This window comes from Chromobacterium amazonense, from assembly GCF_001855565.1.
In the GTDB taxonomy this organism is placed as follows: Bacteria; Pseudomonadota; Gammaproteobacteria; order Burkholderiales; family Chromobacteriaceae; genus Chromobacterium; species Chromobacterium amazonense.
On sequence record NZ_MKCR01000014.1, the window covers coordinates 54,572 to 77,962 of the forward strand.

Annotated in this window: 26 protein-coding genes; 8 read left to right on the plus strand and 18 right to left on the minus strand. The window is 62.6% G+C overall.

The annotated features are described in order from the left end of the window. The first annotated feature begins 75 nt into the window (after nucleotides 1-75). From BI343_RS08655 to BI343_RS08665, 3 genes are read left to right on the plus strand one after another with little or no spacing between them, the layout of a single operon-like run. On the plus strand, nucleotides 76-1,002 hold the full coding sequence (locus tag BI343_RS08655) for a glycine betaine ABC transporter substrate-binding protein (RefSeq protein ID WP_052246613.1): 927 nt from the start codon (nucleotides 76-78) through the stop codon (nucleotides 1,000-1,002). Beyond that, nucleotides 999-1,661, plus strand: coding sequence for an ABC transporter permease (locus BI343_RS08660; RefSeq protein WP_425304788.1), 663 nt, complete (start codon nucleotides 999-1,001; stop codon nucleotides 1,659-1,661). The genes BI343_RS08655 and BI343_RS08660 overlap by 4 nt, the downstream gene beginning before the upstream one ends. Beyond that, entirely contained in the window at nucleotides 1,661-2,803 is a 1,143-nt protein-coding gene (locus BI343_RS08665) for an osmoprotectant ABC transporter ATP-binding protein OsmV (protein ID WP_071109408.1), read from the plus strand. The genes BI343_RS08660 and BI343_RS08665 overlap by 1 nt, the downstream gene beginning before the upstream one ends. 100 nt (nucleotides 2,804-2,903) lie before the next feature. On the opposite strand, the gene BI343_RS19985 is transcribed toward BI343_RS08665, so the two are convergent. The 6 genes from BI343_RS19985 to BI343_RS20720 form a co-directional block, all read right to left on the minus strand. Beyond that, complete coding sequence (locus BI343_RS19985; RefSeq protein WP_083340878.1) at nucleotides 2,904-3,230, minus strand: BON domain-containing protein; 327 nt, start codon at nucleotides 3,228-3,230, stop codon at nucleotides 2,904-2,906. 311 nt (nucleotides 3,231-3,541) lie between these two features. Then, nucleotides 3,542-5,158 carry a chaperonin GroEL gene (gene groL / locus BI343_RS08675; protein ID WP_071109410.1) on the minus strand — a complete coding sequence of 539 codons (1,617 nt, stop codon included), beginning with the start codon at nucleotides 5,156-5,158 and terminating at the stop codon, nucleotides 3,542-3,544. 29 nt (nucleotides 5,159-5,187) lie between these two features. Next, a complete protein-coding gene (locus BI343_RS08680) occupies nucleotides 5,188-5,505 on the minus strand; it encodes a co-chaperone GroES (RefSeq protein WP_043621205.1) in 318 nt (105 codons plus the stop codon). 169 nt (nucleotides 5,506-5,674) lie between these two features. Beyond that, the gene (locus BI343_RS08685; RefSeq protein ID WP_071109411.1) at nucleotides 5,675-6,301 is read right to left on the minus strand and encodes a diguanylate cyclase; all 627 of its coding nucleotides are present in this window, start codon (nucleotides 6,299-6,301) and stop codon (nucleotides 5,675-5,677) included. A 309-nt stretch (nucleotides 6,302-6,610) separates the two neighbouring features. Next, a complete protein-coding gene (locus BI343_RS08690) occupies nucleotides 6,611-8,140 on the minus strand; it encodes a cryptochrome/photolyase family protein (protein ID WP_071109412.1) in 1,530 nt (509 codons plus the stop codon). Next, entirely contained in the window at nucleotides 8,140-8,298 is a 159-nt protein-coding gene (locus tag BI343_RS20720) for a DUF2256 domain-containing protein (RefSeq protein ID WP_422614105.1), read from the minus strand. The genes BI343_RS08690 and BI343_RS20720 overlap by 1 nt, the downstream gene beginning before the upstream one ends. Nucleotides 8,299-8,745: 447 nt before the next feature. On the opposite strand from BI343_RS20720, the gene BI343_RS08695 reads away from it, so the two are divergent. Then, nucleotides 8,746-10,524 carry an alkyl/aryl-sulfatase gene (locus BI343_RS08695; RefSeq protein ID WP_211269403.1) on the plus strand — a complete coding sequence of 593 codons (1,779 nt, stop codon included), beginning with the start codon at nucleotides 8,746-8,748 and terminating at the stop codon, nucleotides 10,522-10,524. On the opposite strand, the gene BI343_RS08700 is transcribed toward BI343_RS08695, so the two are convergent. The 5 genes from BI343_RS08700 to BI343_RS08720 all read right to left on the minus strand — a co-directional run bounded on the left by BI343_RS08700 (nucleotide 10,484) and on the right by BI343_RS08720 (nucleotide 14,396). Continuing rightward, on the minus strand, nucleotides 10,484-11,416 hold the full coding sequence (locus BI343_RS08700) for an IS5 family transposase (protein ID WP_083340880.1): 933 nt from the start codon (nucleotides 11,414-11,416) through the stop codon (nucleotides 10,484-10,486). The two genes, BI343_RS08695 and BI343_RS08700, sit on opposite strands and share 41 nt — an antisense overlap. Before the next feature lie 168 nt (nucleotides 11,417-11,584). Next, entirely contained in the window at nucleotides 11,585-11,977 is a 393-nt protein-coding gene (gene msrB, locus BI343_RS08705; protein WP_071109413.1) for a peptide-methionine (R)-S-oxide reductase MsrB, read from the minus strand. A gap of 79 nt (nucleotides 11,978-12,056) precedes the next feature. Then, a complete protein-coding gene (locus tag BI343_RS08710) occupies nucleotides 12,057-12,698 on the minus strand; it encodes a histidine phosphatase family protein (RefSeq protein ID WP_071109414.1) in 642 nt (213 codons plus the stop codon). A 20-nt stretch (nucleotides 12,699-12,718) separates the two neighbouring features. Continuing rightward, nucleotides 12,719-14,080 carry a deoxyguanosinetriphosphate triphosphohydrolase gene (locus tag BI343_RS08715; protein ID WP_189338961.1) on the minus strand — a complete coding sequence of 454 codons (1,362 nt, stop codon included), beginning with the start codon at nucleotides 14,078-14,080 and terminating at the stop codon, nucleotides 12,719-12,721. Between the two features lie 94 nt (nucleotides 14,081-14,174). Continuing rightward, nucleotides 14,175-14,396, minus strand: a complete 222-nt coding sequence (locus BI343_RS08720; protein ID WP_043626657.1) for a glycine zipper 2TM domain-containing protein — start codon at nucleotides 14,394-14,396, stop codon at nucleotides 14,175-14,177. Between the two features lie 314 nt (nucleotides 14,397-14,710). Between BI343_RS08720 and BI343_RS08725 the strand changes: the two genes are divergently transcribed. After that, nucleotides 14,711-15,280, plus strand: a complete 570-nt coding sequence (locus tag BI343_RS08725; protein WP_071109415.1) for a lysophospholipid acyltransferase family protein — start codon at nucleotides 14,711-14,713, stop codon at nucleotides 15,278-15,280. A 188-nt stretch (nucleotides 15,281-15,468) separates the two neighbouring features. Here the strand turns inward: BI343_RS08725 and BI343_RS08730 are convergent, their stop codons facing one another. After that, a complete protein-coding gene (locus BI343_RS08730) occupies nucleotides 15,469-16,029 on the minus strand; it encodes a DUF1415 domain-containing protein (RefSeq protein WP_071109416.1) in 561 nt (186 codons plus the stop codon). A gap of 87 nt (nucleotides 16,030-16,116) precedes the next feature. Beyond that, nucleotides 16,117-16,320, minus strand: a complete 204-nt coding sequence (locus BI343_RS08735; RefSeq protein WP_043626664.1) for a cold-shock protein — start codon at nucleotides 16,318-16,320, stop codon at nucleotides 16,117-16,119. Between the two features lie 323 nt (nucleotides 16,321-16,643). On the opposite strand from BI343_RS08735, the gene BI343_RS08740 reads away from it, so the two are divergent. Then, nucleotides 16,644-17,750, plus strand: a complete 1,107-nt coding sequence (locus BI343_RS08740) for an HD domain-containing phosphohydrolase (protein WP_071109417.1) — start codon at nucleotides 16,644-16,646, stop codon at nucleotides 17,748-17,750. A 7-nt stretch (nucleotides 17,751-17,757) separates the two neighbouring features. On the opposite strand, the gene BI343_RS08745 is transcribed toward BI343_RS08740, so the two are convergent. After that, nucleotides 17,758-18,603 carry a dienelactone hydrolase family protein gene (locus BI343_RS08745; protein WP_071109418.1) on the minus strand — a complete coding sequence of 282 codons (846 nt, stop codon included), beginning with the start codon at nucleotides 18,601-18,603 and terminating at the stop codon, nucleotides 17,758-17,760. A gap of 185 nt (nucleotides 18,604-18,788) precedes the next feature. On the opposite strand from BI343_RS08745, the gene BI343_RS08750 reads away from it, so the two are divergent. Further along, nucleotides 18,789-19,949: an HD-GYP domain-containing protein gene (locus tag BI343_RS08750; protein ID WP_071109419.1), complete on the plus strand. Its 1,161-nt coding sequence runs from the start codon at nucleotides 18,789-18,791 to the stop codon at nucleotides 19,947-19,949. 6 nt (nucleotides 19,950-19,955) lie between these two features. Here BI343_RS08750 and BI343_RS08755 read toward each other — a convergent pair whose 3' ends face one another. The 4 genes from BI343_RS08755 to yjgA all read right to left on the minus strand — a co-directional run bounded on the left by BI343_RS08755 (nucleotide 19,956) and on the right by yjgA (nucleotide 22,689). Further along, complete coding sequence (locus BI343_RS08755; protein ID WP_071109420.1) at nucleotides 19,956-20,531, minus strand: hypothetical protein; 576 nt, start codon at nucleotides 20,529-20,531, stop codon at nucleotides 19,956-19,958. Between the two features lie 81 nt (nucleotides 20,532-20,612). Further along, nucleotides 20,613-21,572: a YheT family hydrolase gene (locus BI343_RS08760; protein ID WP_071109421.1), complete on the minus strand. Its 960-nt coding sequence runs from the start codon at nucleotides 21,570-21,572 to the stop codon at nucleotides 20,613-20,615. Further along, complete coding sequence (mog, locus tag BI343_RS08765) at nucleotides 21,569-22,147, minus strand: molybdopterin adenylyltransferase (RefSeq protein WP_139165685.1); 579 nt, start codon at nucleotides 22,145-22,147, stop codon at nucleotides 21,569-21,571. The genes BI343_RS08760 and mog overlap by 4 nt, the downstream gene beginning before the upstream one ends. Then, nucleotides 22,147-22,689 carry a ribosome biogenesis factor YjgA gene (gene yjgA, locus BI343_RS08770; protein WP_043626687.1) on the minus strand — a complete coding sequence of 181 codons (543 nt, stop codon included), beginning with the start codon at nucleotides 22,687-22,689 and terminating at the stop codon, nucleotides 22,147-22,149. Before yjgA ends, mog begins: the two co-directional genes overlap by 1 nt. 83 nt (nucleotides 22,690-22,772) lie before the next feature. Here yjgA and BI343_RS08775 point away from each other — a divergent pair. Then, nucleotides 22,773-23,391 (plus strand): TldD/PmbA family protein (locus BI343_RS08775; RefSeq protein ID WP_280513325.1); only part of this gene is annotated, 619 nt, incomplete at its 3' end.

Sequence of the window (23,391 nt, forward strand, 5' to 3'; positions counted from 1 at the left end):
TCGATTCGCCGTGAAATGCGCTCCGGCGCGACTACTCAGCAAACGTCAACAGCCCCTAGGCATGGAGGATTCCTTATGAAATTGATTGCGTCTCTGCGCAATGTGCTGGCCGGCATTGGCCTGGCCATTGCCGCTCTGACCCTGTTTTCCGCGCCGGCCGCGGCGGGCTTGGTGTTGGGCAGCAAGAACTTCACCGAGCAGCATCTGTTGTCCGAGCTGACCGCGCAGTATCTGCGCAGCAAGGGCTACGAGATTACCCAAAAGCAGGATTTGGCTTCCGTGATCATGCGCAATGCGCAAGAGCATGGGCAGCTCGACCTGGTATGGGAGTACACCGGCACCGCGCTGATCGTCCATCACGGCATTCAGCAAAAAATGAGCAATGAGGAGGCTTACGCCACCGTCAAGCGGCTGGACGAAGCGAAGGGGCTGGTCTGGTTGAATCCGGCCGCGCTCAACAACACCTATGCGCTGGCGATGAAACGCAGCCGCGCCGAAGCCGAGGGCGTGCGCACGCTGTCCGATCTGGCGCGCGCGGTCAACCAGCGCAACGGCAGCGATCAGCGCTGGCAGCTGGGCTTCGACATGGAGTTTGCCGGCCGCCCGGACGGCCTGAAGCCTCTGCAGCAGTTGTACGGTATGGAGTTGAGCCGGCCGCAGATCCGGCAGATGGATGCCGGCCTGGTTTACAACGCCATCCGCGATGGCTTTGTCGATGCCGGCCTGGTTTACACCACCGATGGCCGCATTATTGGTTTCGACCTGCTGGTGCTGCAGGATGACTTGGGCTTTTTCCCGCCTTACGCCGCCGTGCCCGTGGTGCGCAAGGAGGCGCTGGAGCGCCATCCCGGGTTGGCGGATGAGTTGAACCGGCTGGCCGCCGTGCTGGACAACGACACGATGTCGGCGATGAACGCCGAGGTGGATATCCGGCACCGCCCGGTCAAGGACGTGGCCGCCGAGTTTCTGCGCAGCCACCAGCTGCTGAAGGAGGGCGCATGATGGAGACGGTCCTGGAAACCGGCCGCTATATCCTGGGCAATCTGCCGTATATCGGTGCGCTGGCGCAGCAGCACCTGTCGCTGGTCGGCATCGCCGTTGGGCTGGCTGTGCTGCTGGGCGTGCCGCTGGGCGTGGCGATCGTGCGTTTCCCCGCGCTGGCCGGCGCGGTGCTGAGCCTGGCCACTCTGCTGTTGACCATTCCGGCCATCGCGCTGTTCGGCCTGATGATCCCGCTGTTTTCGCTGATCGGCCATGGCATAGGCGCGGTGCCGGCCATTACCGCCGCCTTTCTGTATTCGCTGCTGCCCATCGTGCGCAATACCCACACCGCGCTGACGCAGGTGGATCCCGGCGTGCGCGAAGCGGGGCGCGGCATCGGCCTGACCTTCTGGCAGCGGCTGCGCTGGGTAGAGCTGCCGTTGGCGGTGCCAGTGATTTTCGCCGGCATCCGCACCGCGGTGGTGCTGAACATCGGCGTGATGGCGATCGCCGCCATCGTCGGCGCCGGCGGCCTCGGCACCCTGATCCTGCACGGCATCAGCCAGAGCGACATCCGCAAGCTGATCGCCGGCGCGCTCGCCGTCAGCCTGCTGGCCATCGCCATGGATTGGCTGCTGTTGCGCGCCCAGCGCGCGCTGACACCGAAAGGAATTCGCTGATGATAGAACTGCAAAATCTCTGCAAGCAATTTACTCAAAAGAACGGCCAGCTGGTGCAGGCCGTGGATAATGTCAGCCTGAAGGTGGCGGAAGGCGAAATCTGCGTGCTGCTTGGCCCGTCCGGCTGCGGCAAGACCACCACCATGAAGATGATCAACCGCCTGATCGAACCGACTTCCGGCAAGGTGCTGATCGCCGGCGAGGATACGGCCGGAATCGATACCGTGACGCTGCGCCGGCATATCGGCTACGTGATCCAGCAGATCGGCCTGTTCCCGAATATGACCATCGAGGAAAACATCATGGTGGTGCCGCGCATGCTGGGTTGGGACAAGAAGCGCTGCCGCGAGCGCGCCCGCGAGCTGATGCGCATGGTGGCGCTGGACCCGGACCGTTTCCTGCAGCGCTACCCGCGCGAGATGTCCGGCGGCCAGCAGCAGCGCATCGGCGTAATCCGTGCGCTGGCGGCCGACGCGCCGGTGCTGCTGATGGATGAACCGTTCGGCGCGGTGGATCCGATCAACCGCGAGCAGATCCAGAACGAATTCCTGCAGATGCAGCGCCAGTTGGGCAAGACGGTGATGCTGGTCAGCCACGATATCGACGAGGCGATCAAGCTGGGCGACCGCGTCGCGGTGTTCCGCCAGGGGCGGATGGTGCAGTGCGCCGGGGCGGACGAAGTGCTGGCGCGCCCGGCCGATGACTTTGTCGCCAGCTTCGTCGGCCATGACCGCATCTTGAAGCGCCTGCTCTTGGTGCAGGCCGGCGAGGTGGCCGATCTGCAGGAGACGTTGACGGCCACGCTGGACACGCCGCTGTCCGCTGCCTACGGCATGATGGACGATGGCGACTTGATGCATCTGACCGTGGTGGACGCGGCGGGACAGCCGCTGGGCTTCGTCAGGCGGCGCGATGCCAAGGCCGGCGGCGGCAGTTGCCGCGACAAGCTCAACCGGATCGAGGCGATGGCCGGCGCGGGCGAGAACCTGCGCTTCGTGCTGTCGCGCCTGTATGAGCACAATCTGACCTGGATGCCGGTTGTGGACGAGGCCGGCCGCTATTGCGGCGAAGTTTCTCAGGACTATATCGCCGGTTATCTGCATTCCGGCCGCACCCGCAGACGGCATGCCGTGCTGGTGTAATCCGGTTTGATGGCAGGTAAAAAGGCGCGAGTTTCGCGCCTTTTTTTGCGGCTGCCGGCTGGGCTGCGCAGTGAGGATTCCGCAGGCAAAGGGGAGGGCGCTATTTCGCAGGCATCACCGGATAGTTGGGTATGCCTGTTCCAATGATGGTATTCGTCACCACCAGCTGCACATCCGGCGTTTGCCTGACAAAGGCGTCAATGCCGGAGGCGGCCTGCTTGTTGCGGGTGCAGCCTTCCACATAAACAAAGCGCCGTTGTACCGTGATCCACAAGCTGGCATCGGCGAAGCGGCGGGTCTTGGCAAAGCGGCGCTGCAGATCCTTGGCGATGTCGGCATCGTACAGATAGGCATTGGGCTTCTTGCACTGTCCGGCCCGCCAGCAACTGGTGCCGCGCTCCACCCGCGAATGCGCCTGGGCCTTCATGTCCTCTTCCGTGCCGAATGGGCCAAGCGGCATCGGGCAGCCGGGCACGCGATTGCGCACCTGAAAGAAGGGGTCATGGAACCAGTTCTTGACCGGCTCCGCGGCGAGCGCGGCGTTGGCTAAAAGGGCTATCAGGCAGGGCAGGAGAGGCCCACTGGAGAGGGCAGCGCAAGGCATGGCGGACGCTCCGTCTGAATGGTGCCGCGTGAGTGAAAACTTCCGTTGTCTACCTTATAGCCGCATTTTTTGCTGGCGAAAAAAAGCCCGCGCCTGGGCGCGGGCCAATGATGAAAGAGGACCAGACTGGCGGATCAGTAATCCAGCTCCGCCGGGGCTTTGGCCTTGCTGTCCTGCGCCGCTTCGGCCACGGTGGCGTCGGTGGTCAGGATCAGGCTGGCGATGGAGGCGGCGTTTTGCAGCGCGGTGCGCGTCACCTTGGTCGGGTCGATCACGCCCATTTCCACCAGATCGCCGAACTGGCCGCTGGCGGCGTTGTAGCCATGGCTGCCCTTGCCCTCCAGCACCTTGTTGACGATGACCGACGGCTCGTCGCCGGCATTGGCGGCGATGGCGCGCAGCGGCGCTTCCAGCGCGCGCAGCACGATCTGGATGCCGGCGTCCTGGTCGGCGTTGTCGCCTTTCAGCTCGCCCACGTGGGCGCGGGCGCGCAGCAGGGCCACGCCGCCGCCGGCCACGATGCCTTCTTCCACTGCGGCGCGGGTGGCGTGCAAGGCGTCGTCCACGCGGTCTTTCTTCTCTTTCATTTCCACTTCGGTGGCGGCGCCGATGCGGATCACCGCCACGCCGCCGGACAGCTTGGCCACGCGCTCCTGCAGCTTCTCGCGGTCATAGTCGCTGGTGGCCGCGTCGATCTGGGCGCGGATGGCTTGCACGCGCGCGTCGATCTTGGCCTTGTCGCCGGCTCCGTCGATGATGGTGGTGTTTTCCTTGCCGATTTCCACGCGCTTGGCGCTGCCCAGCTCGGCCAGGCCGGCTTTTTCCAGCGTGAGGCCGGTTTCCTCGGCGATGACGGTGCCGCCGGTGAGGATGGCGATGTCTTCCAGCATGGCCTTGCGGCGGTCGCCGAAGCCCGGCGCCTTGACGGCGGCCACCTTCAGGATGCCGCGCATGCTGTTCACCACCAGGGTGGCCAGCGCTTCGCCCTCTACGTCCTCAGCGACGATCAGCAGCGGCTTGCCGGCCTTGGCCACTTGCTCCAGCACCGGCAAGAGGTCGCGGATATTGCTGATCTTCTTGTCGTAGAGCAGCACCAGCGGGTCTTCCAGCACGGCAGTCTGTTTTTCCGGATCGGTGATGAAATACGGCGACAGGTAGCCGCGGTCGAACTGCATGCCTTCGACGACGGCCAGCTCGTTGTCCAAGGACTTGCCGTCTTCAACGGTGATCACGCCTTCTTTGCCTACCTTATCCATGGCGTCGGCGATGATCTTGCCGATGGCCTCGTCGGAGTTGGCGGACAGCGCGGCCACCTGGGCGGTTTCCTTGCTGTTGGTCACTGGCTTGGACAGGGTTTGCAGCTCCTTCACCACGGCATGGACGGCTTTGTCGATGCCGCGCTTCAGGTCCATCGGGTTCATGCCGGAGGCCACGTACTTCATGCCCTCCTGCACGATGGCCTGGGCCAGCAGGGTGGCGGTGGTGGTGCCGTCGCCCGCCACATCGGCGGTCTTGGACGCCACTTCCTTCACCATCTGCGCGCCCATGTTTTCGAACGGGTCTTTCAGTTCGATTTCCTTGGCGACCGACACGCCGTCCTTGGTGATGTGCGGCGCGCCGAAGCTGCGCGCCAGCAGCACGTTGCGGCCTTTCGGGCCCAGGGTGACTTTTACCGCGTTAGCCAGCACATTGACGCCGTTGACGATGCGTTCACGGGCGTTGTCGTGGAAGCGGACTTCTTTCGCAGCCATGGTTTAACTCCTGTGATGAATGGGGGAAATCAGGCAGCCTTGCGGCCGGACTCGGATGCGCCTTCGATCACGCCGAAGACGTCTTCCTCGCGCAGCACCAGATATTCCTGGTCGTCCAGCTTGACGGTCTGGCCGCCGTATTTGCCGAACAGCACCAGATCGCCCACTTTGACTTGCATCGGCAGCAAGGTGCCGTCCTGCAGGCGCTTGCCGGGGCCGACCGCCAGCACTTCGCCTTGCTCGGGTTTTTCGGCGGCGCTATCGGGAATGACGATGCCGGAGGCAGTCTGGCGGACCTTTTCGACCCGCTTGACGATAATCCGGTCGTGCAGAGGACGGATTTGCATATCAATCTCCTGTGCGATTCAGATCATGGGAAACGGTAAGTGAGACCGGCTGGCCGCAGCGGCGACAAGGCCCGCGCTTGCCGGTTAAATGCAGCCTGGGTGGCTGACGAATCACCAAGTAAGGGCGGGCCAAAAAGTTTTCAAGAGGTTTTTTTCAGAAAAAATCCGGCTAAAGAATGATGCGTTCGATGCGGCCGAAACGGTATTCGGTCCGGGCCGCCTTGCCGCCGCGGCAGGCGCGCGGCGCGAGCGGGCAGGGAGGCTGGCGCAGGCCTTCCGCGCTCAGGGTGTCGTCTTCGGCCAGCTCGCGCCACACCCCGCCATGCACCGGCCGAAATTGCCAGGAAACATAGCCGCGGCGAGCCGCCAGCCGCATCAGCTCCGGGCTGTCGGGCGCCTCGGCCACGATGCTTTCCTGGCCGTCGATAGGCGGCAAATTCCCGAAAGCCTGGCGGCAGGCCAGTTCCTCGCCGGCGGCGGCGCCCATGGTGTTGCAGCCGCGGTGCTCGTCGCGCAACAGGCTCCACGCGCCCAGCTGCCAGGCCGCGTCCAGAATCTCTTCCTCCACCAGCGATAGCGTGTTCCAACGGCGTGTCAGTTGCAAGGCCGAGGCCGGCACTTGCCGGAAGGTCGTTTTGTTCGCTTCCGCATGGCCCGTTTCGGACTGGCGGAAACCGTGCCAATGCAGCATCAGCAGTAGCGGCGTGTCAGGAAAGGGGACGGCGCTGAGGCTGACCGCAAACAAGGGCAGCCGCATATGGCGGATTTGGGCGGACAAGGTATCGAACAATTCCATGGCGACACTCCATGACGATGGATGCGAAGACATGCTTGAACGATAAAAACATTGCCGCCGAGAGGCAAGCGCATGTATTGCCGTGAAGCCCCGATATGGACTTCCATCCCCGCAGCCATTGGCCAGCGTGGCGCTGAGCCGGCAGGCCGCGTCGGCAGCGGAGATGATTCAGGCGGCAATTTCGTACCCGCGCGCCTGGCCGCCAGCTTGCGGAAAACTAAAGCTGGGACGATGGCGTGCGGCGGCGCGATGCTGCAGCCGGCCAAGGGCGGGAGAGTAAAGGCGAACAGCGCTTTGCCGCATGGTTTTTCAGAGCGCGTTGAGATTGGCTTGCAGCGCGGCGGCGCGCGCGGCGATGGCGGCGCGTTCGGCCTCCGGCAGCTTGTCGAGCTGGCGGTAGACCAAGGCCAGCCGAGGATTGGCGGCCAGCCGCGGGCGGTGGCGCTGGAAAAAGTCCCAGTACAAGGCATTGAAAGGGCAGGCGTCTGTGCCGACGCGCTGTTTGGGCTGGTAGCGGCAACCCGCGCAGTAGTCGCTCATGCGGCCGATATAAGCCGCGCTGCCGGCGTAAGGTTTGCTGCCCAGCAGGCCGCCGTCTGCGAACTGGCTCATGCCCAGCGTGTTGGGCAGCTCCACCCATTCGAAGGCGTCGATGTAGACCCCCAGATACCATTCGTGCAGCGCCTGCGGCGACAGGCCGGCGATCAGGCCGAAATTGCCTATCACCATCAGCCGCTGGATATGGTGGGCGTAGGCGTCTTGCAGCGATTGGCCGATGGCGTGCGCGAGGCAGCGCATGCCGGTGTCGCCATCCCAGAACCAGCGCGGCAGCGGCAGGCTGTGCGCCAGCGCGTTGCTGTCGCGGTAGTCGGGCATTTTGGCCCAGTACACGCCGCGCACGTACTCGCGCCAGCCCAGAATCTGCCGCGCGAAGCCTTCCACCGCGGCCAGCGGCGCGCGGCCCGAGCGCCAGGCGGCGACGGCGGCGTCCACCGCTTCGCGCGGGTTCAGCATTTTCGCATTCAAGGCGAATGACAGCAGCGAATGGAACAGCCGCCGCCCGCGTGTGTGCATCGCGTCCTGGTAGGCGCCGAAATGCGGCAGCGCGTATTCGACGAAGGCGCGCAGCTGCGCCAGCGCTTCGGCGCGGTTGAGCGGCCAGCAGAGCGCGTCCGCCTGCGGCTGGCCGAAGCTGTCCACCCCGGAGTCGACAATGGTTTGCCACAGCTGGCTGTGATCATGAGCCGGCCGCGGGTCTATTGGCTCTGGCGGCTCGCCGGGCCAGCGCTGGCGGTTGTCCCCGTCGAAATTCCAGCGCCCGCCGGCGGGCTCGCCGTTTTCGTCCATCAAAATGCCGTGCTTGCGCCGCAGGTGACGATATAGGGCCTCCTGCCGCCATTGCCGCCGCGCGCCGAAGAACGCCGCCGCCTCGCCGCGCGCGGTGTAGAAGTGCTCGCTGTCCGCCATGCGGCAGGGAATGGGCAGGCTGGCCGCCCATTCCGCCAGCTGGCGGTCCAGTCGCCACTCGTCCGGGGCCTGGTACTCCACCGCCGCCGCGCGGTAATGGGCGATCAGCGCGTCCAGATTGCCGGTCAGCGACTGGCGGTTGCTGGCGTCATCGATGGCGACATAGCGCACGCGGTGGCCTTGCGCTTTCAACTGGGCGGCGAAGTCGCGCATCGCCGCGAAGATGGCCAGGATTTTTTGCGCGTGGTGGCGCACGTAATCGGTTTCCTGGCGGATCTCCATCATCACATGCACTACGTCGGGATCGGTCGAGGCGAACCAGCTATGGCAGGGATTGAGCTGGTCGCCCAGTATCAGCCGCAATGTAGTCATCAGGCTCTGTCTTTCACGCGCCTGCAGCGCTCGGAGCAAGGCTGGACAGCATCCCGGCAGGCGCGCTCATTTGCATGCCAGCTCATCGTCCCGTCGCAAGCGGAGCAGCGCTTGAGCGGCAGCGCCGTGGTGTTGTTCTTGAATATGCGCGTATTCATCCTGTTTTCGGCGTTTTTTAATGCAAATGGCTTTTGCGTAGGTGTAGGCAGACTATGTGAAAAATCCTGCACTGCGTCGACAGCCGTAGCCACTCAGGATTGTCACACGAGAGAGTCCTGCGATAACGATGCCGAGAATTTCCCCGCGGGGCCGGGCGCCATTCGCGCCGACTCTTCGTTGTTCCGCGCTGGCTGAGAATGACTATGCGGCCGCGAAACGCCTCGATTCGTTGCAAAACGCATCCTGGCGCCACCGCCCACCAAATGTCAACAGCCCCTAGGGATTGTTAAGTTTTTCCAAACCATTGCATATGGCTGCCGCTATCGATAGTCGCAGCCGCCATCGTTAACATCGCTTTCCTAAGCGATTGTTTTGAAAGTGATGCAATGAAAAAAAGGAAGCAAGTATGCTTGGCCCTTCTCTCCATCAGCATGATGGGAGTGGCCGTGGCGGACGTTATGCCCAAGCCAGCGACTGAATTCACCGTCGAGGCCAACCGCAAAGTGTTGGCGGAGCTGCCATTTCATGACACGCGAGACTTCGCCGACGCTCGCCGGGGATTCATCGCACGTCCAGACTTCATGCAAATCAAGGACGAAAAAGGCAATGTGGTATGGGACATGGAAAGCTACAAGCGCTTCATTTCCAGCAATAAATCCGCGCCGGATACTGTCAACCCCAGCCTGTGGCGCAATGCACAGCTGAACATGGAGTATGGCCTGTACAAGGTCGCGGACCATATCTACCAGATACGAGGCTTTGATCTCTCTAACGCGACGTTCATCGAAGGCAAAACCGGCTGGATCGTATTTGATACCTTGCTATCTCAGGAAACCGGTAAAGCCGCTCTGGACTTCATCAACAAAACGCTCGGAGAGCGCCCTGTCGTGGCCGTGGTGTATAGCCACCCGCACGCCGACCACTACGGCGGGGTGCGCGGCATGGTGAGCGAAGCGGATGTTCTGTCAGGCAAGGTGCCCATCATCGCCCCCGAACATTTTTCCGAGCACGCGATCAAGGAGAACGTGATCGCCGGCAACGCGATGAGCCGGCGCGCCGTCTACATGTACGGCGCGATGCTGGAGCGCGGCGAACGCGGCAGCGTCAATGCGGGGCTGGGCCAGACCATCTCGTCCGGACAGGTGAGCCTGTTGCTGCCGACGCATGAGATCAAGCAGAGCATCGAAGAAATGGAGATCGACGGCGTGAAAATGGTATTCCAGCTCACGCCTGGAACCGAGGCGCCGGCAGAGATGAATACTTGGTTTCCCCAGTTCAAGGCCTTGTGGATGGCGGAAAACGTCACCAACACCATGCACAATCTGCTGACCTTGCGCGGGGCGGAGGTGCGCGACCCGATCAAATGGTCGGACGGGCTGAACACCACCATCGAGACCTGGGGCGACCAAGTGCAGGTTCGTTTCCAGAGCCACCACTGGCCCAGCTGGGGCAACGCCAGCATCGTGGACGGTCTGAAGAAGCAGCGCGACTTGTACAAATACATTCACGACCAGTCGGTGCGGATGTTGAACCAGGGGATGACGGGCGAGGAAATTTCCGAAACCATCAAACTGCCGCCGTCCTTGAGCAATTTTTGGCCTAACCGCGGCTACTACGGCACGTTGCGCCATAACAGTCGCGCGGTATATCAGCGCTATATGGGCTGGTACGACGGCAACCCCTCCAGTCTGAACAACGAACCGCCGGAAATGATCGCGCCCAAGTACGTTCAATACATGGGTGGCGAAGACGCCGTGCTGGAAAAAGCCGCCGCATCCTATCAAAAGGGCGATTACCGCTGGGTGGCCGAAGTGCTGAAGCATGTCGTGTTCGCCAACCCGAAAAACCAGCCGGCCAAGGAATTGCTGGCGGATGCCTACGAACAACTCGGTTACCAGGCGGAATCCGGTCCGTGGCGCTCCATTTATCTGCAGGGCGCCAGCGAACTGCGCAAAGGACTCCCTACCGGTTCGGCGACCAAGTCCAGCTCGCCGGACACCATACGGGAGATGACCCCGGACATGCTGTTCGACTATCTGGCGGTGCGCCTGCTGCCGGAAAAGGCCGAAGGCCGGACCCTGTCGCTGAACGTTCACTTCCCCGACATTGGCATTCACCGCGGGCTGAATCGGCGCTGTTGCACAAATCCTGAACAGGGCGAGTTTCCCCTTTCCCCAAACGGATTTACGCCACCGGCACCGTGCACGGCCGGCCCAGCATGCTGAAGCGGTTCAAGATGGCAGCACGTACTTGCAGCTCTGCCACTTGACCATCGAAACGCCGGGCCATCACCCTCTCGCCTAGCCGTTTAAAGCAATACATCTTGGTTTCCACCAAGCTGCGGCGATGGTAGCCGCTCCAACGCTTCCAGATCGCCCGGCCTAGTCGCTTGGTGGTCCGCAGAATCTCATTCCGCGCCAGCACTCCCAGCACACTTCCTTTCCACGGTCTCGCATTCTTGCGGCTCGGAATGCACCCGATCGCGCCCCGCGCGGCAATCGCCTCATGGCACGCCTTGGTATCAAAAGCCCCATCGCCGCTCACGCAGCCTATCGGCTCATCAGCCGGGATTTGCGTCAATAGCGAAGGTCGCATTTGCGCATCGCTCTGGCGGTTGTCGGTTACCTCGATGGCGCGGATTTGCAGGGTTTCCGCATCGATGCCCAGATGCACCTTACGCCATTGCCGGCGATATTCCGCGCCATGTTTCTTGGTTTTCCATTCACCTTCGCCCAGCATTTTGATGCCGGTGCTATCGACCAGCAGATGCAGCGCGCCTGAGCTTTTCTGGTAGGGAATTTTGACCTGCAGCGTCTGCTGCCGCCTGGATAGCGTGCTGTAATCTGGGACGCTCCAGTCCAGACCCGCCAACTGGATCAGGCTTTGGATGAAGCCGATGGTCTGCCGCAACGCTAGTCCAAACAGGTTCTTAATGGTCAGGCAGAATTGAATAGCGGTATCGCTATAGGTCTGCGTCCGTCCACGCTTGCCCCGAGGAGTTGCCCGCCATGACATGCTTGTGTCCAGCCAGACGGACAGGGAGCCGCGCTGGATCAGGGCTCGGTTGTAGGCTTTCCAGTTGGTGGTTCGGTAGCGTTTCGGAGGGGGCTTGGTCATGCCACTATCTTACCAAGCCGCGCTGGGGGAGGGTTTGTGCAACAGCGCCGTACCCATTTGTTGAGTTGAAATAACAAAGGGCATAGCATGTAATTGCTACGCCCCATTTTGGTGCAATTTCAACTGTGTGCAAAGAGTGTGCAGTAACTTTGAAAACCTACAACACGATTACTTGGTTTCCTTGAACGTCATGCACACGGAATTGATGCAGTAGCGTTCTCCGGTGGGTTCCGGGCCGTCCGGGAAAACGTGGCCCAGGTGGGCGTCGCAATGGGAACAGCGCACTTCCACGCGCACCATGCCGTGCGAGGTGTCGGTGATGCGCCGGATATTGGCGCCGGCGGCTTCTGCGTAGAAGCTGGGCCAGCCGCAGCCGGCGTCGAACTTGGCATCGCTGTGGAACAGCAGGGTGCCGCAGCAGACGCAGAAGTAGTCGCCGTGTTTATTGTGGAAGTAGTGCTCGCCGCTGAAAGGCCGTTCGGTGCCTGCCTCGCGGGCGACGCGATATTGTTCCGGGGTCAGTTGGGCGCGCCATTCGGCGTCGGTCTTGTGCATGGTCATGGCATCGTTCCTTGGGTGTGTATGTCTGGCCGGGCGCGGACCCGTCTCTTGCTTGTTTGTCGCTAGCGGGTCGTGTTTCTTACTGAATTTCGTCCAGCGCGCCGCTCAGGTGCGATTCGTCCGCCCAGCGCCTCAAGTCCCAGCCGCCGTTGCCGTAGTCCAGCCAATTCAATGCGGCATTGGGAATGGGGAAGTCGCGCTTGTCGGCCAGCGGCTTGGCGGTGGCGGCGCGGTAGATGATGTCCAGCACGCCGCCGTGGGTGACGATCAGCACCTCCTGGCCGGGATGACGGCTGGCGATGTCGGCCAGGCTTTCCAGTATGCGCGCGCTGAAGCGGCGCAGGCTTTCGCCGCCCTCCAGATCGTAGTCCGGATCGCGCGTCTGATGGCGCTGGTAGACATGGGGAATGCGCTCTGCGGCTTCGGCGTAGGTCAGGCCCTGCAGCGCGCCCATATGGCGCTCCCGCAGTTGCGGGGTGTAGTGGGCGGCCAACCGCAGCTTGGCCTGCAGCGGCTCGGCTGTCTGGCGGGTCCGCGTGAGGTCGCTGACGTATAGGGCCTGGAATGACGAGGCGGCGCGGAAGGCTAGGGCCAGTTGATCGGCTTGCGCCAGGCCGGTGGCGTTGAGCGGGATGTCGGTGTGGCCTTGCAGCCGGTATTCACGGTTCCAGTCGGTTTCGCCGTGGCGAACCAGGCAGAAGCGGGTGACGGGCAGGGGCATTGTCGCCTTTCGCTGTGTGTTTACAGGATGCCGACGCCGGACAGTTCGCGCGCCATATTGGCGGCGTAGTTATCGGTCATGGCGCCGACAAAGTCCAGCACCTTCATATAGCCCTGATACAGGCTGTCGTTGCTTTGAATATGGCGGTCCAGCAGCCCCATCGCCAAGTGCTCGCGCGGGGTCAGCCCCTTGCCGTCCTGGCGGATAAAGGCGTGCACTGCCGGCACCAGCGCGTCGAGAATGGTGGCGATGCAGGGATAGGAAGCCAGTTCCGTGACCAGCTTGGTGCGGTGGCGGTAGACCTTGGTGCTGGCCAGTTCCTTGGCTTGCAGCAGCGCGTCCTGCACCGCTGGATCGCACAGGTTGATGAGATCCTTGGCCGGGAATTCTCCATTCAGCAAAGAGCGCTGGTGCAGCATGAATTTTTCCGCCACCTCGGTCACGCAGCGGCCTATCGCCACGCCGCGCAGCGTGCCGCATTTCTGGCTGATGTCGTGCATGCCCCAGACGCGTTCATGGTCGGAGAATCCCGAGAACAGTTTTTCGAACTCATGGAAATCCAGAATGCCGATTTCCACGGCGTCTTCCAGGTCCAGAATGGCGTAGCAGATGTCGTCGGCCGCTTCCATCAGATAGGACAGCGGATGGCGGCTCCATTGCAGCGGGCCGTGGCGCAGCAGGCCCAGTTCCGCCGCCACCCGTTCGAAGTAGGGTAGTTCGGTGCGGTAGATATTGAACTTGTCGCGTTCATAGGCCGGTTGCGCGTCGGCAGTCCACGGATATTTGATTAGCGTGCCCAGCGCGGCGGCGGTGAGCCGCATGCCGCCTTCGCCGGTGTACATTTCCAATGAGGCCAGCATGCGCAGGCCGTGGGCATTGCCTTCGTAGGTTTGCACGTCGCGGATTTCCGCCGGACTGAGCCCATGCAGCCAATGGGCGTTGCGGTCGGCGCGGAACCAGTCGCGCAGGGCGTCTTCGCCGGTGTGGCCAAACGGCGGGTTGCCGATGTCGTGCGCCAGGCAGGCCACTTGCACTACCGCGCCGATATCGTGCGGCGTGTAGCCGGCCGGCAGCTGGCCGGCATGGTCCAGCATCACGCCCACGCGGTTGCCCAGGCTGCGGCCGACGCTGGCCACCTCTACGCTGTGGGTCAGCCGGTTGTGGGTATGGTCGTGCCGAGCAAGGGGGTGAACCTGGGTTTTGCGGCCCAGGCGGCGAAAGGCGCTGGAGAACACTACGCGGTCGTGATCGATGTGGAAATCCGTGCGTAGGCCGGAGCCGCCTTCCTGGGTGGCCGGCGTATGGGTTTCCTTGACTTCGCCCTGGATGAGTTTGAAACGGCGGGTGGAGAGCAGACTCTCCCAGTTCATGGTTTGGCTCATGATATGGCCCGGTGTGGATTTCATTCCGATGATATGTGCGTCCGCAATAAAACAAAAGAGCCAGCGGGCGCTGGCTCATGGGGTTTTGGCCGGATCAGCGGCTCTGGTGGCCGATGACGCCGCCTATGGCTGCGCCGCCCAGCGTGCCGACGGTGCCGCCTCCAGTCAGAACCGAGCCCAGCACGGCGCCGGCAGTCGCCCCGATGGCGGTGTTTTTCTGGCGGTGGGTCATATTGGCGCAGCCGGAAAGCAGGCTGAGGGCGATCAGGGCGCTGGCGGTCAGGGTCAGTCGGGTCGGGGTGGCGTGTTTGTTCATTGTGTGAATCCTGTTTGTGGGGCCTATACCGTTTGGGCAGCAGGATGCGTCGTCGGTTCCAGCATGTGTGTTACTGATTGTTATGGATCGTATCAATATTTATCGATAATTCTAAATAATCATGGATAGCGCGCCGGGAATGAGATTGTCATCGCTGCAAAGCCATATCGGCTTCGCCGCTTGCATGCTTTACTGAAAATGTTCCATCAAGTACATTCAGCCCTTTCCACGTGTCAGGCGGCTGCTCCCGCGCTGGGGGCGGCGCGACGCGCGGTCTTCCAGCGCGCTGGGCGGCGCCTTTGCTCAGGGTTGCCATGCATTTCACCATTTTCGATACCCCCGTCATCCGCGACTTGTTCCGCTGCTTGTCCATCGCGCTGCTCAAACTGAGCGGCTGGAAATTGCAGGGCGAATTCCCCAGGCTGGACAAGTACGTGATGGTAGGCGCGCCGCACACCAGCAATTGGGATTTTCCGATTACGCTGGGGCTATGTTTCGCTTCCCGCGCCAAGATCTACTGGATGGGCAAGCATACCCTGTTCAAAGGGCCGATGGGGCCGGTGATGCGTTGGTTGGGCGGCGTGCCGGTGATGCGGCATCAGAGTAATTCGCTGGTGCAGCAAATGGTGGAGGTGTTCCAGCGCAGCGAGCAGCTGGTGCTGGCGATTCCGCCCGAGGGCACCCGCAAGTCGGTGAACGAATGGAAGACCGGTTTTTACCATATCGCGGTAGGCGCCGGCGTGCCGATCGCGCTGGCGTATCTGGATTACGGGCGCAAGGAAGGCGGCTTTGGTCCGATGTTCACCCCCAGCGGCGATATCGAGGCGGACATGCCTAAGATTCGCGCCTTCTATGTCGACAAGCAGGGCCGTTATCCGAATTGAGCTTCCTGCCCGTAAATAAAAACGCAGCCTGCGGGCTAATGCCGTTCACTTAAGAGAAAAGCACCGTCTCCATGCATGGGAAACGGTGCTTTTTTTGTGGATTCCTGTGCTCTCAAGGCCAGAAAAGTCGCCCGAAAATCCTTAAGTGAACGGCATTAGCCTGCGGGCTGCGTTTTTATTGGCAGGGATTACTTCTGCTCTGGCTTGGATGCGAACAGCGCTTTCCAGCCGGCCAGGCCCAGCGTTTGCAGGGTCTCGATATTGCGCTCGTAGATCGCTTCGGCTTCCGGAAACGCTTCCACCCCGCGGTCTATGCTGGCTTCGCGGATCAAGTGCAGCGTCGGGTACGGCGAGCGGTTGGTATAGTTTTCGATATCGTTGATTCCGGTGCCTTCAAACTGGAATTTGGGATGAAAGCTGGCTACTTGGATTTCGCCTTCCAGATTCAGCTCGGCCACCATCGCGTCGGCGATATCGAGGAATTCGTTGAAATCGAGAAATCGTTGCAGCACGCCGGGATGAACCAGCAGCGTGGTGTCGATTTCCTGCGGATCGGTGTCGGCCAGCAGCTTCAGTTCGGCGGCCAACTCTTCCGCCAGTTGGCGGACGTCGCTTGCTTCGCTGACCTGGATGCGCACCTGGTTTTTGACATACACCGATTTGGCGAAGGGGCACAGATTGAGGCCGATCACGGCTTTTTCCACCCAGTCGCGGGTGGCGGCGATCACGGTTTCATGGTTGTCGGACATGGATGGCTCCTGTGGCGGGGGCTGAAAATGCAAAAAACCCGGACGAATCCGGGTTTTCTCATCTGGTCGATGATCTCGCTAAGGAGATTACACCGGCTGGATGTTGGAGGCTTGCTTGCCCTTCGGGCCATCGACGATGTCGAAGCTCACGCGTTGGTTTTCAGCCAGAGTGCGGAAGCCCTTCGCGTTGATTTGGGAGAAGTGAGCGAAAACGTCGTCGCCGCCTTCATCCGGGGTGATAAAGCCAAAACCTTTGGAGTCGTTGAACCACTTAACGGTACCGGTTGCCATTTTGTTAATTCCTCAAAACGAGCAGTTGAATAAAAAGGCACGAAGATCAAGGGAAATGGCGACTGAGGTACGGCCTATGCCACTACGACAACTACACATCCACAACTTGAGCATCCTGCGGGAGGCATAGTGCCTCTAGTTTCCGTCCATGGCAAGCGTTTTCTGCAGGAGCCGTCTGTTTTTACGAATCTTTAATACCATTGGTCAGGACATTTACATTTCCTGTATGTTTGCGACAACCGCAATGTTTGAATCAGGTAGAACATGCGCGGCGACGCCAGTTGCATATACTGGATAGATGGAGAGTGTCGGAGAGAAAGCTTATGGCCATGCAGCCGGAAGTGCCGGAGATTATCGATCCCATCGCGTTTCAGGATTTCCGCGACGCGGTGTCCGATTACGCGCCGCAATTGGAACAGCTGGTTTGCCAGCTGGGCGATGGCAGCCGCGATTCGGAAAAAGTTGCCCAGTTGTTCCGCATTTTGCACAGCATCAAGGGCGATGCCAGCTTGTGCCAGGTGCACTTTATCGAGCCTTACGTCCATGCGCTGGAAACCCTGCTGGACCGTATCCGGCAGAATGAGCTGCATTATCAGGATGCAGTGGGAGATGTGCTGTTGCTGGTCACGGACCGGGTGGTGATGCTGCTGGACGATATGGCCAATGGCTTGCTGCCTGACGACAGCCTTCTCAGATCGCTATTGCCTTCGCTGGATAAGCTGGCCGAGGCCAGCGCTGCCGAGCTGCCGCTGGCCTGCGCCAAGCTGGTGGCGCGCATGATGGGGCCGGCGGCGCCGCCTATGCCGACTCCCAGCGTGGTGGCCAGCGGTTTGGGCGGCCATTTGTTTGCCGATTTGCAGTTCTTCCGTTCATTGGCGATGCAGTTTGAGCAGCGGGTGCCGGAATTCGCCGGGCGCACCGAGCGCAACCTGACGCTGGCGCTGGAAATCAACCGGCTGGCGGAAAAGCCGTTGAGCATGGAGCAAGTGGCCGCCGCCGTTTATATGCACGATATCGGCATGCTGCTGTTGCCGGAGTCGCTTTGGCTCAAAGCGGGCCGGCTGAGTCTGGACGACCGGCGGCAGATGGCGTCCCATCCTGGCTGGGCGGGCGGCTTGCTGGCGCGCATGCAGGGATGGGAGGAGGCCGCCCAAATGGTGCTGCAACATCATGAGTCGCAAGACGGCAGCGGCTACCCGGATGGGCTGAAGGGCGAGGAAATCTGCGATGGCGCTTGCTTGCTGGCGCTGGTGGATGCCTTTGAGTCGGTCACGCTGAAGCATGCGCAGCAGGGGCCGCGCCGCTCCATCTTGCGCGGCGTGGCCGAGCTGAACGCGTCCGAGCGTCAGTTCCACCCGCTGTGGATGCAGCTGCTGAACCAGGTGGTGCGCAACCGGCTGGAAATGCGCACCATGGTTGGCGGACGCTGATCGCTGTTCAGCCTGCGCCGTGGCGGGCGAACCAGTCCAGCATCTTGCGCCAGCCATCCGCGGCGTCCCGGGCATGATAGCTGGGGCGGTAGTCGGCGTTGAAGCCATGCCCGGCATCGGGATAGACCACGATCTCGCTGTTCTTGCCGGCTTGCTTCAGCGCCGTTTGCATTTTGTCCACCGAGGCCTGCGGGATGCTCTGGTCCTGTCCGCCATACAAGCCCAGCACCGGCACCTCCAGCTGCGCCGCTATATCCAATGGATGGCGCGGCGTATTGGCCGTGACGGGGCCTTCCAGTTTGCCGTACCAAGCGGCGGCGGCCTTGAGCTGGCGGTTGTGCGCGGCGTACAGCCAGGTTTGGCGTCCGCCCCAGCAGAAGCCTGTCGCCGCCGCGCGCCGCAGGTCGGCGCCGTGGGCACCGGCCCAGCGCCAGGTGGCGTCCAGATCGTTCTGCACCTCGTTGTCCGGCACTTTGCTGACCACATCGCGCATCAAGGTGTCGATATCGGCAACCTCGGCCGGATTGCCGTGGCGGAAGTAGAGTTCCGGCGCGACGGCGAAGTAGCCTTGCTTGGCCAGGCGACGGCATAGGTCCTGGATATGGGCGTGCACGCCGAAGATTTCCTGAATCACGATGACCAGCGGCAAGGGGCCTGCGGCGTTTTCCGGCTTGGCGTAGTAGCCGGGCATGGCGCCGCTGCCGGTGTCGATGGCGGGGATGCCGGTTTGAAGCGACTGGCTGTCGGTTAGAATGGCGCTCGCCGCTACCGGCTGCACTGCCAGGGCGAAGCCGAGGCTGCCGGCGCCCGTGAGGAAGCGCCTGCGATTGAGCGTGGCATGGTGCTGGGTCATGAATGCGCTCCTGTGTTGAGGTGGCTTGCATGAAGCAGGTAAAAACTGCATAAATGCTAGTGCTGGCTTTAAGATCAGCTTACGACACCTTCTATCGAGATTTTTCTGGCTAGTATCGGGCCAGGCTGCGCCTGTGCAGGACAAGCAAGCTGGAGCGGTTCCGGCGTAACCAAAGCAAGTGAAATATGACGGATTCGTCGCCAAAGGTAAAACTGCCGCGCAACTTCGTGCGTCAAGGCCAACAAGTGCCAGTGGATATCTACGCCAAGAATGGCGTGTTGTTGTTGAAGAAAGGCCATTACGTTTTGACGGATGCCCAGCGCGACCGGCTGGGCCGGATGGGGCATGGCGACAGCGAAGAAGTGGCCGCTCGCTTGGAGCGGGAACGGCTGGAGCGCGCCGCGCAGCGGGAAAAGGACGCCCAGCAGCTGCGCAGCAGCGCCAATCCGTTGCAGGAAATGGCTTTTCTTCAACGTCGGGCTGAAGGCGTGTTGTTGCACGGGCTGGCGGTGCGGGATCTATCGGCCAGCCTCATGGACATGGCGGACAATCTCATCGCGCTGAGCCGGCGCCACCCCGATGGCGTGCTGGCCAGCGTTTTTTTGCTGCCGTTTCAGGATATAGGCAGCGCGCATAGTGTGCATGTCGCGGCCATCCTGGCGGTGCTGGGGCTGCGGCTGGGCCTGTCCGACGAAGAGCTGAGGCCCCTGCTGGGCGCGGCGCTGAGCATGAACCTGGCGATTACCGGCTTGCTCAATCAGCTGGCGACGCAGAAAGAGGCGCTGGATCTGCCGCAGCAGGAGGCGATGTTCGCCCATCCCGTGCTGGCCTCGGCCCTGCTGCGGGAGGCCGGCGTGGAGGACGAGCATTGGCACAGGCTGGTGGTGCAGCATCACGAACGGCAGGACGGCGAGGGCTATCCGCAGGGATTGGCTGGCGACGAGATCGAGGCGGACGCTTTATTGCTGCAGATGGTGGACTTGGTGTGCGCCTGCGTGCATCAGCCGCAGCCGCAACTGCCGGCGCAGGTGCTGGGCAGCCTGTTCCGCGGCGAGCTAGGCCGGTTTCCGTCGCAGCACGTTTCGCTGCTGGTGAAGGAGCTGGGAGTGTATCCGCCGGGCAGCTTCGTCCGGCTGGCCAGCAATGAGGTGGCGGTGGTGACGCATCGCGGCGACAAGACCAACCAGCCGCGCGTGGCGGCCTTGCGCAAACTCGACGGCCCGCCTTACGTGGACCCCTTGCCGCGCGACACGCGGCAGTCGGCATACCAGGTGCTGGAGCCGGCGCCGGCCGCCGCATCGGCGATCAAGCCGACCTATCTCTATCGCTTGTGGTACAAGCCCTGAGCCGGATCAGGGCCGCGCCGGCTGGGCCTGGCTCAGCGGCTGTATCTGAACGGCGCTGAGATCTTCGACTTTCCATACCCGGCGCATGTGGCCGAAATCCCGCTTGCGCTCGTCGCGCAGCGCCACTTCAGGCAGGAAGGACATGTCCACCCACACCTCGCCCAGATAAACGGTTTCGTTCGGCTCCAGATGGAAGGGCGCGTTCAGTTTGAACTGCTTGATCTTCATGTCCGCGCCGAAGACGCCGTCCTCCACCCAGTGCGCCCAGACGCTGGACAGGCTATAGTCGCCCGGCGGCAAGGTAAGCAGCACCAGCTTGCCCTCCGCCGGCGACATGCCTTCCTCGCCGAATACCGTGTCTGTGGTCAGGCTGGCGATATCCTGCGCCGCTTCGCGGCCTTGGGCATTGCTGACCGTCAGGCCCAGGGTGGCGCTATCGGGATTGAAGGCCCTGCCCGCCAGCGAAACGACGGCATAGGCCTGGCCGGGCGGGGGCGTGAGCGAGCCGCGCAGCCTGTCGGCCATGGTGGCGCAGCCGGACAGCAGCGCCAAAGAGAAGCAGAGCAAGGCAGAGCGTAGCATCGGTTTTCCTTTCAAGGTCTGGCAGCGTGAAGGCGCCTCAACTTGCCATCAATGCGATGGCAGCGTCAATCGCTGTGGCTTTTAGTCGGTGCTGTTCTGCAGATGCGGCTCGACAAAAGCGAGCACCCGCTGCGGCAGCCAGTCGATGCGGCCGGGGAAGGGGCCGGTGGCGAAGCCGACATGGCCGCCGTCGTCGGGAAAGTCCAGCGTTACGCTGGGCGAAACCTGCGAGGGGTCGGGCAGGGCGCTTTCCGGCAGAAACGGATCGTTGCGCGCGTTCAGCACCAGCGTAGGACGGGCGATGTGTTTCAGCTTGGGCTTGCTGCTGGCCTGCGTCCAATAGTTCAGCGCTGTGCCGAAGCCGTGCAGCGGGGCGGTGACCAGATCGTCGAATTCGATGAAGGTGCGGGCGCGGCGCAGCCGGACGTCGTCGAACAGGCCCGGATGGCGCTGCAGCGATGCCATGGCTTTGGGCTTCAGCGTGTCCAGAAACATCCGGGTATACAGTAGCTTGCCAAGCCCTTTGTCCAGCCGGGTGCTGGCGGCCACCAGGTCCAGCGGGGCGGAGACGGCGGCTGCGGCCTGCGGCAGCGCGGCCTCGCCTTCTTCGGCCAGATAGTTGAGCAGCATGCTGCCGCCTAACGATACGCCCACCGCCGCCAAGGCGGCGAAGCGGCGGGACAGCCGATGCAGAATCCAGCGGATTTCCGCCGCGTCGCCGGCGTGGTAGGCGCGCGGCAGAGGATTGTCCACGCCGCCGCAGCCGCGGAAATGCGATACCACGCCGTGCCAGCCGCGCGCGGCCACCGCGTGCATCAGCGCCTTGGCGTAATGGCTGGCGCTGCTGCCCTCCAGACCATGGAACAGCACCACCAGCGGCGCGCCGGGCTGGCCGTCGACAAAGTCCAGCGCGATGCGCGCGCCGTCCGGGGTGTCCCATAGCTCGCGCCGGTAGCGCGGCGGGGCCAGCTTGACGGCCACTGCGGGCCAGATGGTTTGGGCGTGGCCGCCGCGCAGCCACGATGGCGCGCGGTAGTTCATGGCGCCGGCTTGACGGCGGACTTGGGACGGAAGGCTTTGACCACCGACTCGTGGGTTTCGATATGCGGCGCGCCTATCAGGTCAAGGCAGTAGGGCACGGCGGCGAAGATGCCGGGCACCTCCACCTTGCCGTCGGCGCCGCGCAGGCCTTCCAGCGTTTCCTGGATGGCCTTGGGCTGGCCCGGCAGATTCAGGATCAGGCTTTGTTTGCGGATCACGCCCACCTGCCGCGACAGGATGGCGGTGGGGACAAATTTCAGGCTGATCTGGCGCATCTGCTCGCCAAAGCCCGGCATCACGCGGTCGGCTACCGCCAGCGTGGCGTCAGGGGTGACGTCGCGCGGCGCCGGACCGGTGCCGCCGGTGGTCAGCACCAGCTGGCAACCCTCGTCGTCGACCAGCGCCTTCAGCGCGGCCTCGATGCCGGGCTGCTCGTCAGGTATCAGCCGGGTGACGGTTGCAAACGGGGTGGCGAGGGCCCGGGCCAGCCAGTCTTGAAGCGCCGGCAGGCCCTTGTCTTCGTAGACACCCTGGCTTGCGCGGTCGGAAATGGAAACCAGGCCAATCTTCAGCATTATTCTTCGTCCTCATCCTTTTGCCACAGCCGCGGCTTGCCCGGCTCCGGAATCAGCGCCTTGATTTCCTGGTACAGCTGGCGGTAGGCCTTGGGAGCCTTGTTTTCCTGCAGTTCCTTGCGCGCGTTGCGCATCAGCGTGCGCAGCTGCTGCGGATCGCCTTCCGGGAAGGCGGCCAGGAAGTCGGACAGCGCCTTGTCATCAGCCATCAGTTTTTCGCGCCAGCGCTCCAGCAGGTGCTGCCAGGCGATGTGCTCTGACGATTCGCCCTTGAGGATTTTCAGGTATTCGCGGATCGGCTCCGGATCGACGTCGCGCATCAGCTTGCCGATGTACTGCATCTGGCGGCGCAGCGCGCCATTGGCGGTAAAGCGTTTATAGTCCAGTACGGCGGTGAGCAGATCCTCCGGCAGCTGCATCTTCTTCAGCGTGTCTTTGGACAGCTCGACCAGCTCGCGGCCCAGGTCCTGCAGCGCGTCCATATCGCGCTTGCGCTGGGACTTGCTGACGAAACCATCGTCGTCGTTCTGGTAGTCGGTCATTGTTGCTAGGTCTCACTCGGTTTTCAAGGCTGGTATGATACCGGAAAAGGCCGCCGGCCGTTTCCACTGTTCCGAAAGATACTATGGCAGACAAAACATTCAGTTTCAGTCCCGACGTCTTGAACGGCATCGCCGACCGCGTGCTCGAGCTGGCGCGCCAGCTGGGCGCCAGCGCCGCCGAGGCTGACGTTTCAGAAGGTATCGGCCAGACCGTGAGCGTGCGCTTGTCCGAGGTGGAAACCATCGAATACAACCAGGACAAGGGCGTCAGCGTCACGGTTTACCTGGGGCAGAAGAAGGGCCATGCCAGCACCTCGGATTTTTCCGATCCGGCGCTGTCCGATACCGTGCGCGCCGCGCTGGACATCGCCCGCTACACCGCCGAGGACGACTGCGCCGGCCTGGCCGATCCGCAGCTTTTGGCTGACGATCTGCCCGACCTGGACCTGTACCACCCTTGGCAGCTGCCGGTGGAGCAGGCCATCGAGTTGGCCCGCCGCTGCGAGGACAGCGCGCGCGCCGTGGACGCGCGCATCCGCAACTCCGAAGGCGCCAGCGTTTCGGTGCAGGCCAGCCAGTTCGTTTATGCCAACAGCCATGGCTTCCGCGGCGGCTTCCGCAGCAGCCGGCACAGCCTGTCGGCGGCGGTGGTGGCGGAAGAAGACGGCGTGATGCAGCGCGATTATTGGTATTCGGCCGCGC

What these genes read in the sequence shown, in the direction of transcription:
- BI343_RS08720 (WP_043626657.1), bottom strand. Translation starts at nt 14,396, where the DNA reads ATGAACAAACACGCCACCCCGACCCGACTGACCCTGACCGCCAGCGCC.
- BI343_RS08665 (WP_071109408.1), top strand. Translation starts at nt 1,661, where the DNA reads ATGATAGAACTGCAAAATCTCTGCAAGCAATTTACTCAAAAGAACGGC.
- yjgA (WP_043626687.1), bottom strand. Translation starts at nt 22,689, where the DNA reads ATGACCGACTACCAGAACGACGACGATGGTTTCGTCAGCAAGTCCCAG.
- BI343_RS08680 (WP_043621205.1), bottom strand. Translation starts at nt 5,505, where the DNA reads ATGCAAATCCGTCCTCTGCACGACCGGATTATCGTCAAGCGGGTCGAA.
- BI343_RS08715 (WP_189338961.1), bottom strand. Translation starts at nt 14,080, where the DNA reads ATGAGCCAAACCATGAACTGGGAGAGTCTGCTCTCCACCCGCCGTTTC.
- BI343_RS08660 (WP_425304788.1), top strand. Translation starts at nt 999, where the DNA reads ATGATGGAGACGGTCCTGGAAACCGGCCGCTATATCCTGGGCAATCTG.
- BI343_RS08725 (WP_071109415.1), top strand. Translation starts at nt 14,711, where the DNA reads ATGCATTTCACCATTTTCGATACCCCCGTCATCCGCGACTTGTTCCGC.
- BI343_RS20720 (WP_422614105.1), bottom strand. Translation starts at nt 8,298, where the DNA reads ATGAATACGCGCATATTCAAGAACAACACCACGGCGCTGCCGCTCAAG.
- BI343_RS08655 (WP_052246613.1), top strand. Translation starts at nt 76, where the DNA reads ATGAAATTGATTGCGTCTCTGCGCAATGTGCTGGCCGGCATTGGCCTG.
- msrB (WP_071109413.1), bottom strand. Translation starts at nt 11,977, where the DNA reads ATGACCATGCACAAGACCGACGCCGAATGGCGCGCCCAACTGACCCCG.
- groL (WP_071109410.1), bottom strand. Translation starts at nt 5,158, where the DNA reads ATGGCTGCGAAAGAAGTCCGCTTCCACGACAACGCCCGTGAACGCATC.
- BI343_RS08745 (WP_071109418.1), bottom strand. Translation starts at nt 18,603, where the DNA reads ATGACCCAGCACCATGCCACGCTCAATCGCAGGCGCTTCCTCACGGGC.
- BI343_RS08750 (WP_071109419.1), top strand. Translation starts at nt 18,789, where the DNA reads ATGACGGATTCGTCGCCAAAGGTAAAACTGCCGCGCAACTTCGTGCGT.
- BI343_RS08690 (WP_071109412.1), bottom strand. Translation starts at nt 8,140, where the DNA reads ATGACTACATTGCGGCTGATACTGGGCGACCAGCTCAATCCCTGCCAT.
- BI343_RS08755 (WP_071109420.1), bottom strand. Translation starts at nt 20,531, where the DNA reads ATGCTACGCTCTGCCTTGCTCTGCTTCTCTTTGGCGCTGCTGTCCGGC.
- BI343_RS08740 (WP_071109417.1), top strand. Translation starts at nt 16,644, where the DNA reads ATGGCCATGCAGCCGGAAGTGCCGGAGATTATCGATCCCATCGCGTTT.
- mog (WP_139165685.1), bottom strand. Translation starts at nt 22,147, where the DNA reads ATGCTGAAGATTGGCCTGGTTTCCATTTCCGACCGCGCAAGCCAGGGT.
- BI343_RS08760 (WP_071109421.1), bottom strand. Translation starts at nt 21,572, where the DNA reads ATGAACTACCGCGCGCCATCGTGGCTGCGCGGCGGCCACGCCCAAACC.
- BI343_RS08730 (WP_071109416.1), bottom strand. Translation starts at nt 16,029, where the DNA reads ATGTCCGACAACCATGAAACCGTGATCGCCGCCACCCGCGACTGGGTG.
- BI343_RS08700 (WP_083340880.1), bottom strand. Translation starts at nt 11,416, where the DNA reads ATGACCAAGCCCCCTCCGAAACGCTACCGAACCACCAACTGGAAAGCC.
- BI343_RS08710 (WP_071109414.1), bottom strand. Translation starts at nt 12,698, where the DNA reads ATGCCCCTGCCCGTCACCCGCTTCTGCCTGGTTCGCCACGGCGAAACC.
- BI343_RS08685 (WP_071109411.1), bottom strand. Translation starts at nt 6,301, where the DNA reads ATGGAATTGTTCGATACCTTGTCCGCCCAAATCCGCCATATGCGGCTG.
- BI343_RS08735 (WP_043626664.1), bottom strand. Translation starts at nt 16,320, where the DNA reads ATGGCAACCGGTACCGTTAAGTGGTTCAACGACTCCAAAGGTTTTGGC.
- BI343_RS19985 (WP_083340878.1), bottom strand. Translation starts at nt 3,230, where the DNA reads ATGAAGGCCCAGGCGCATTCGCGGGTGGAGCGCGGCACCAGTTGCTGG.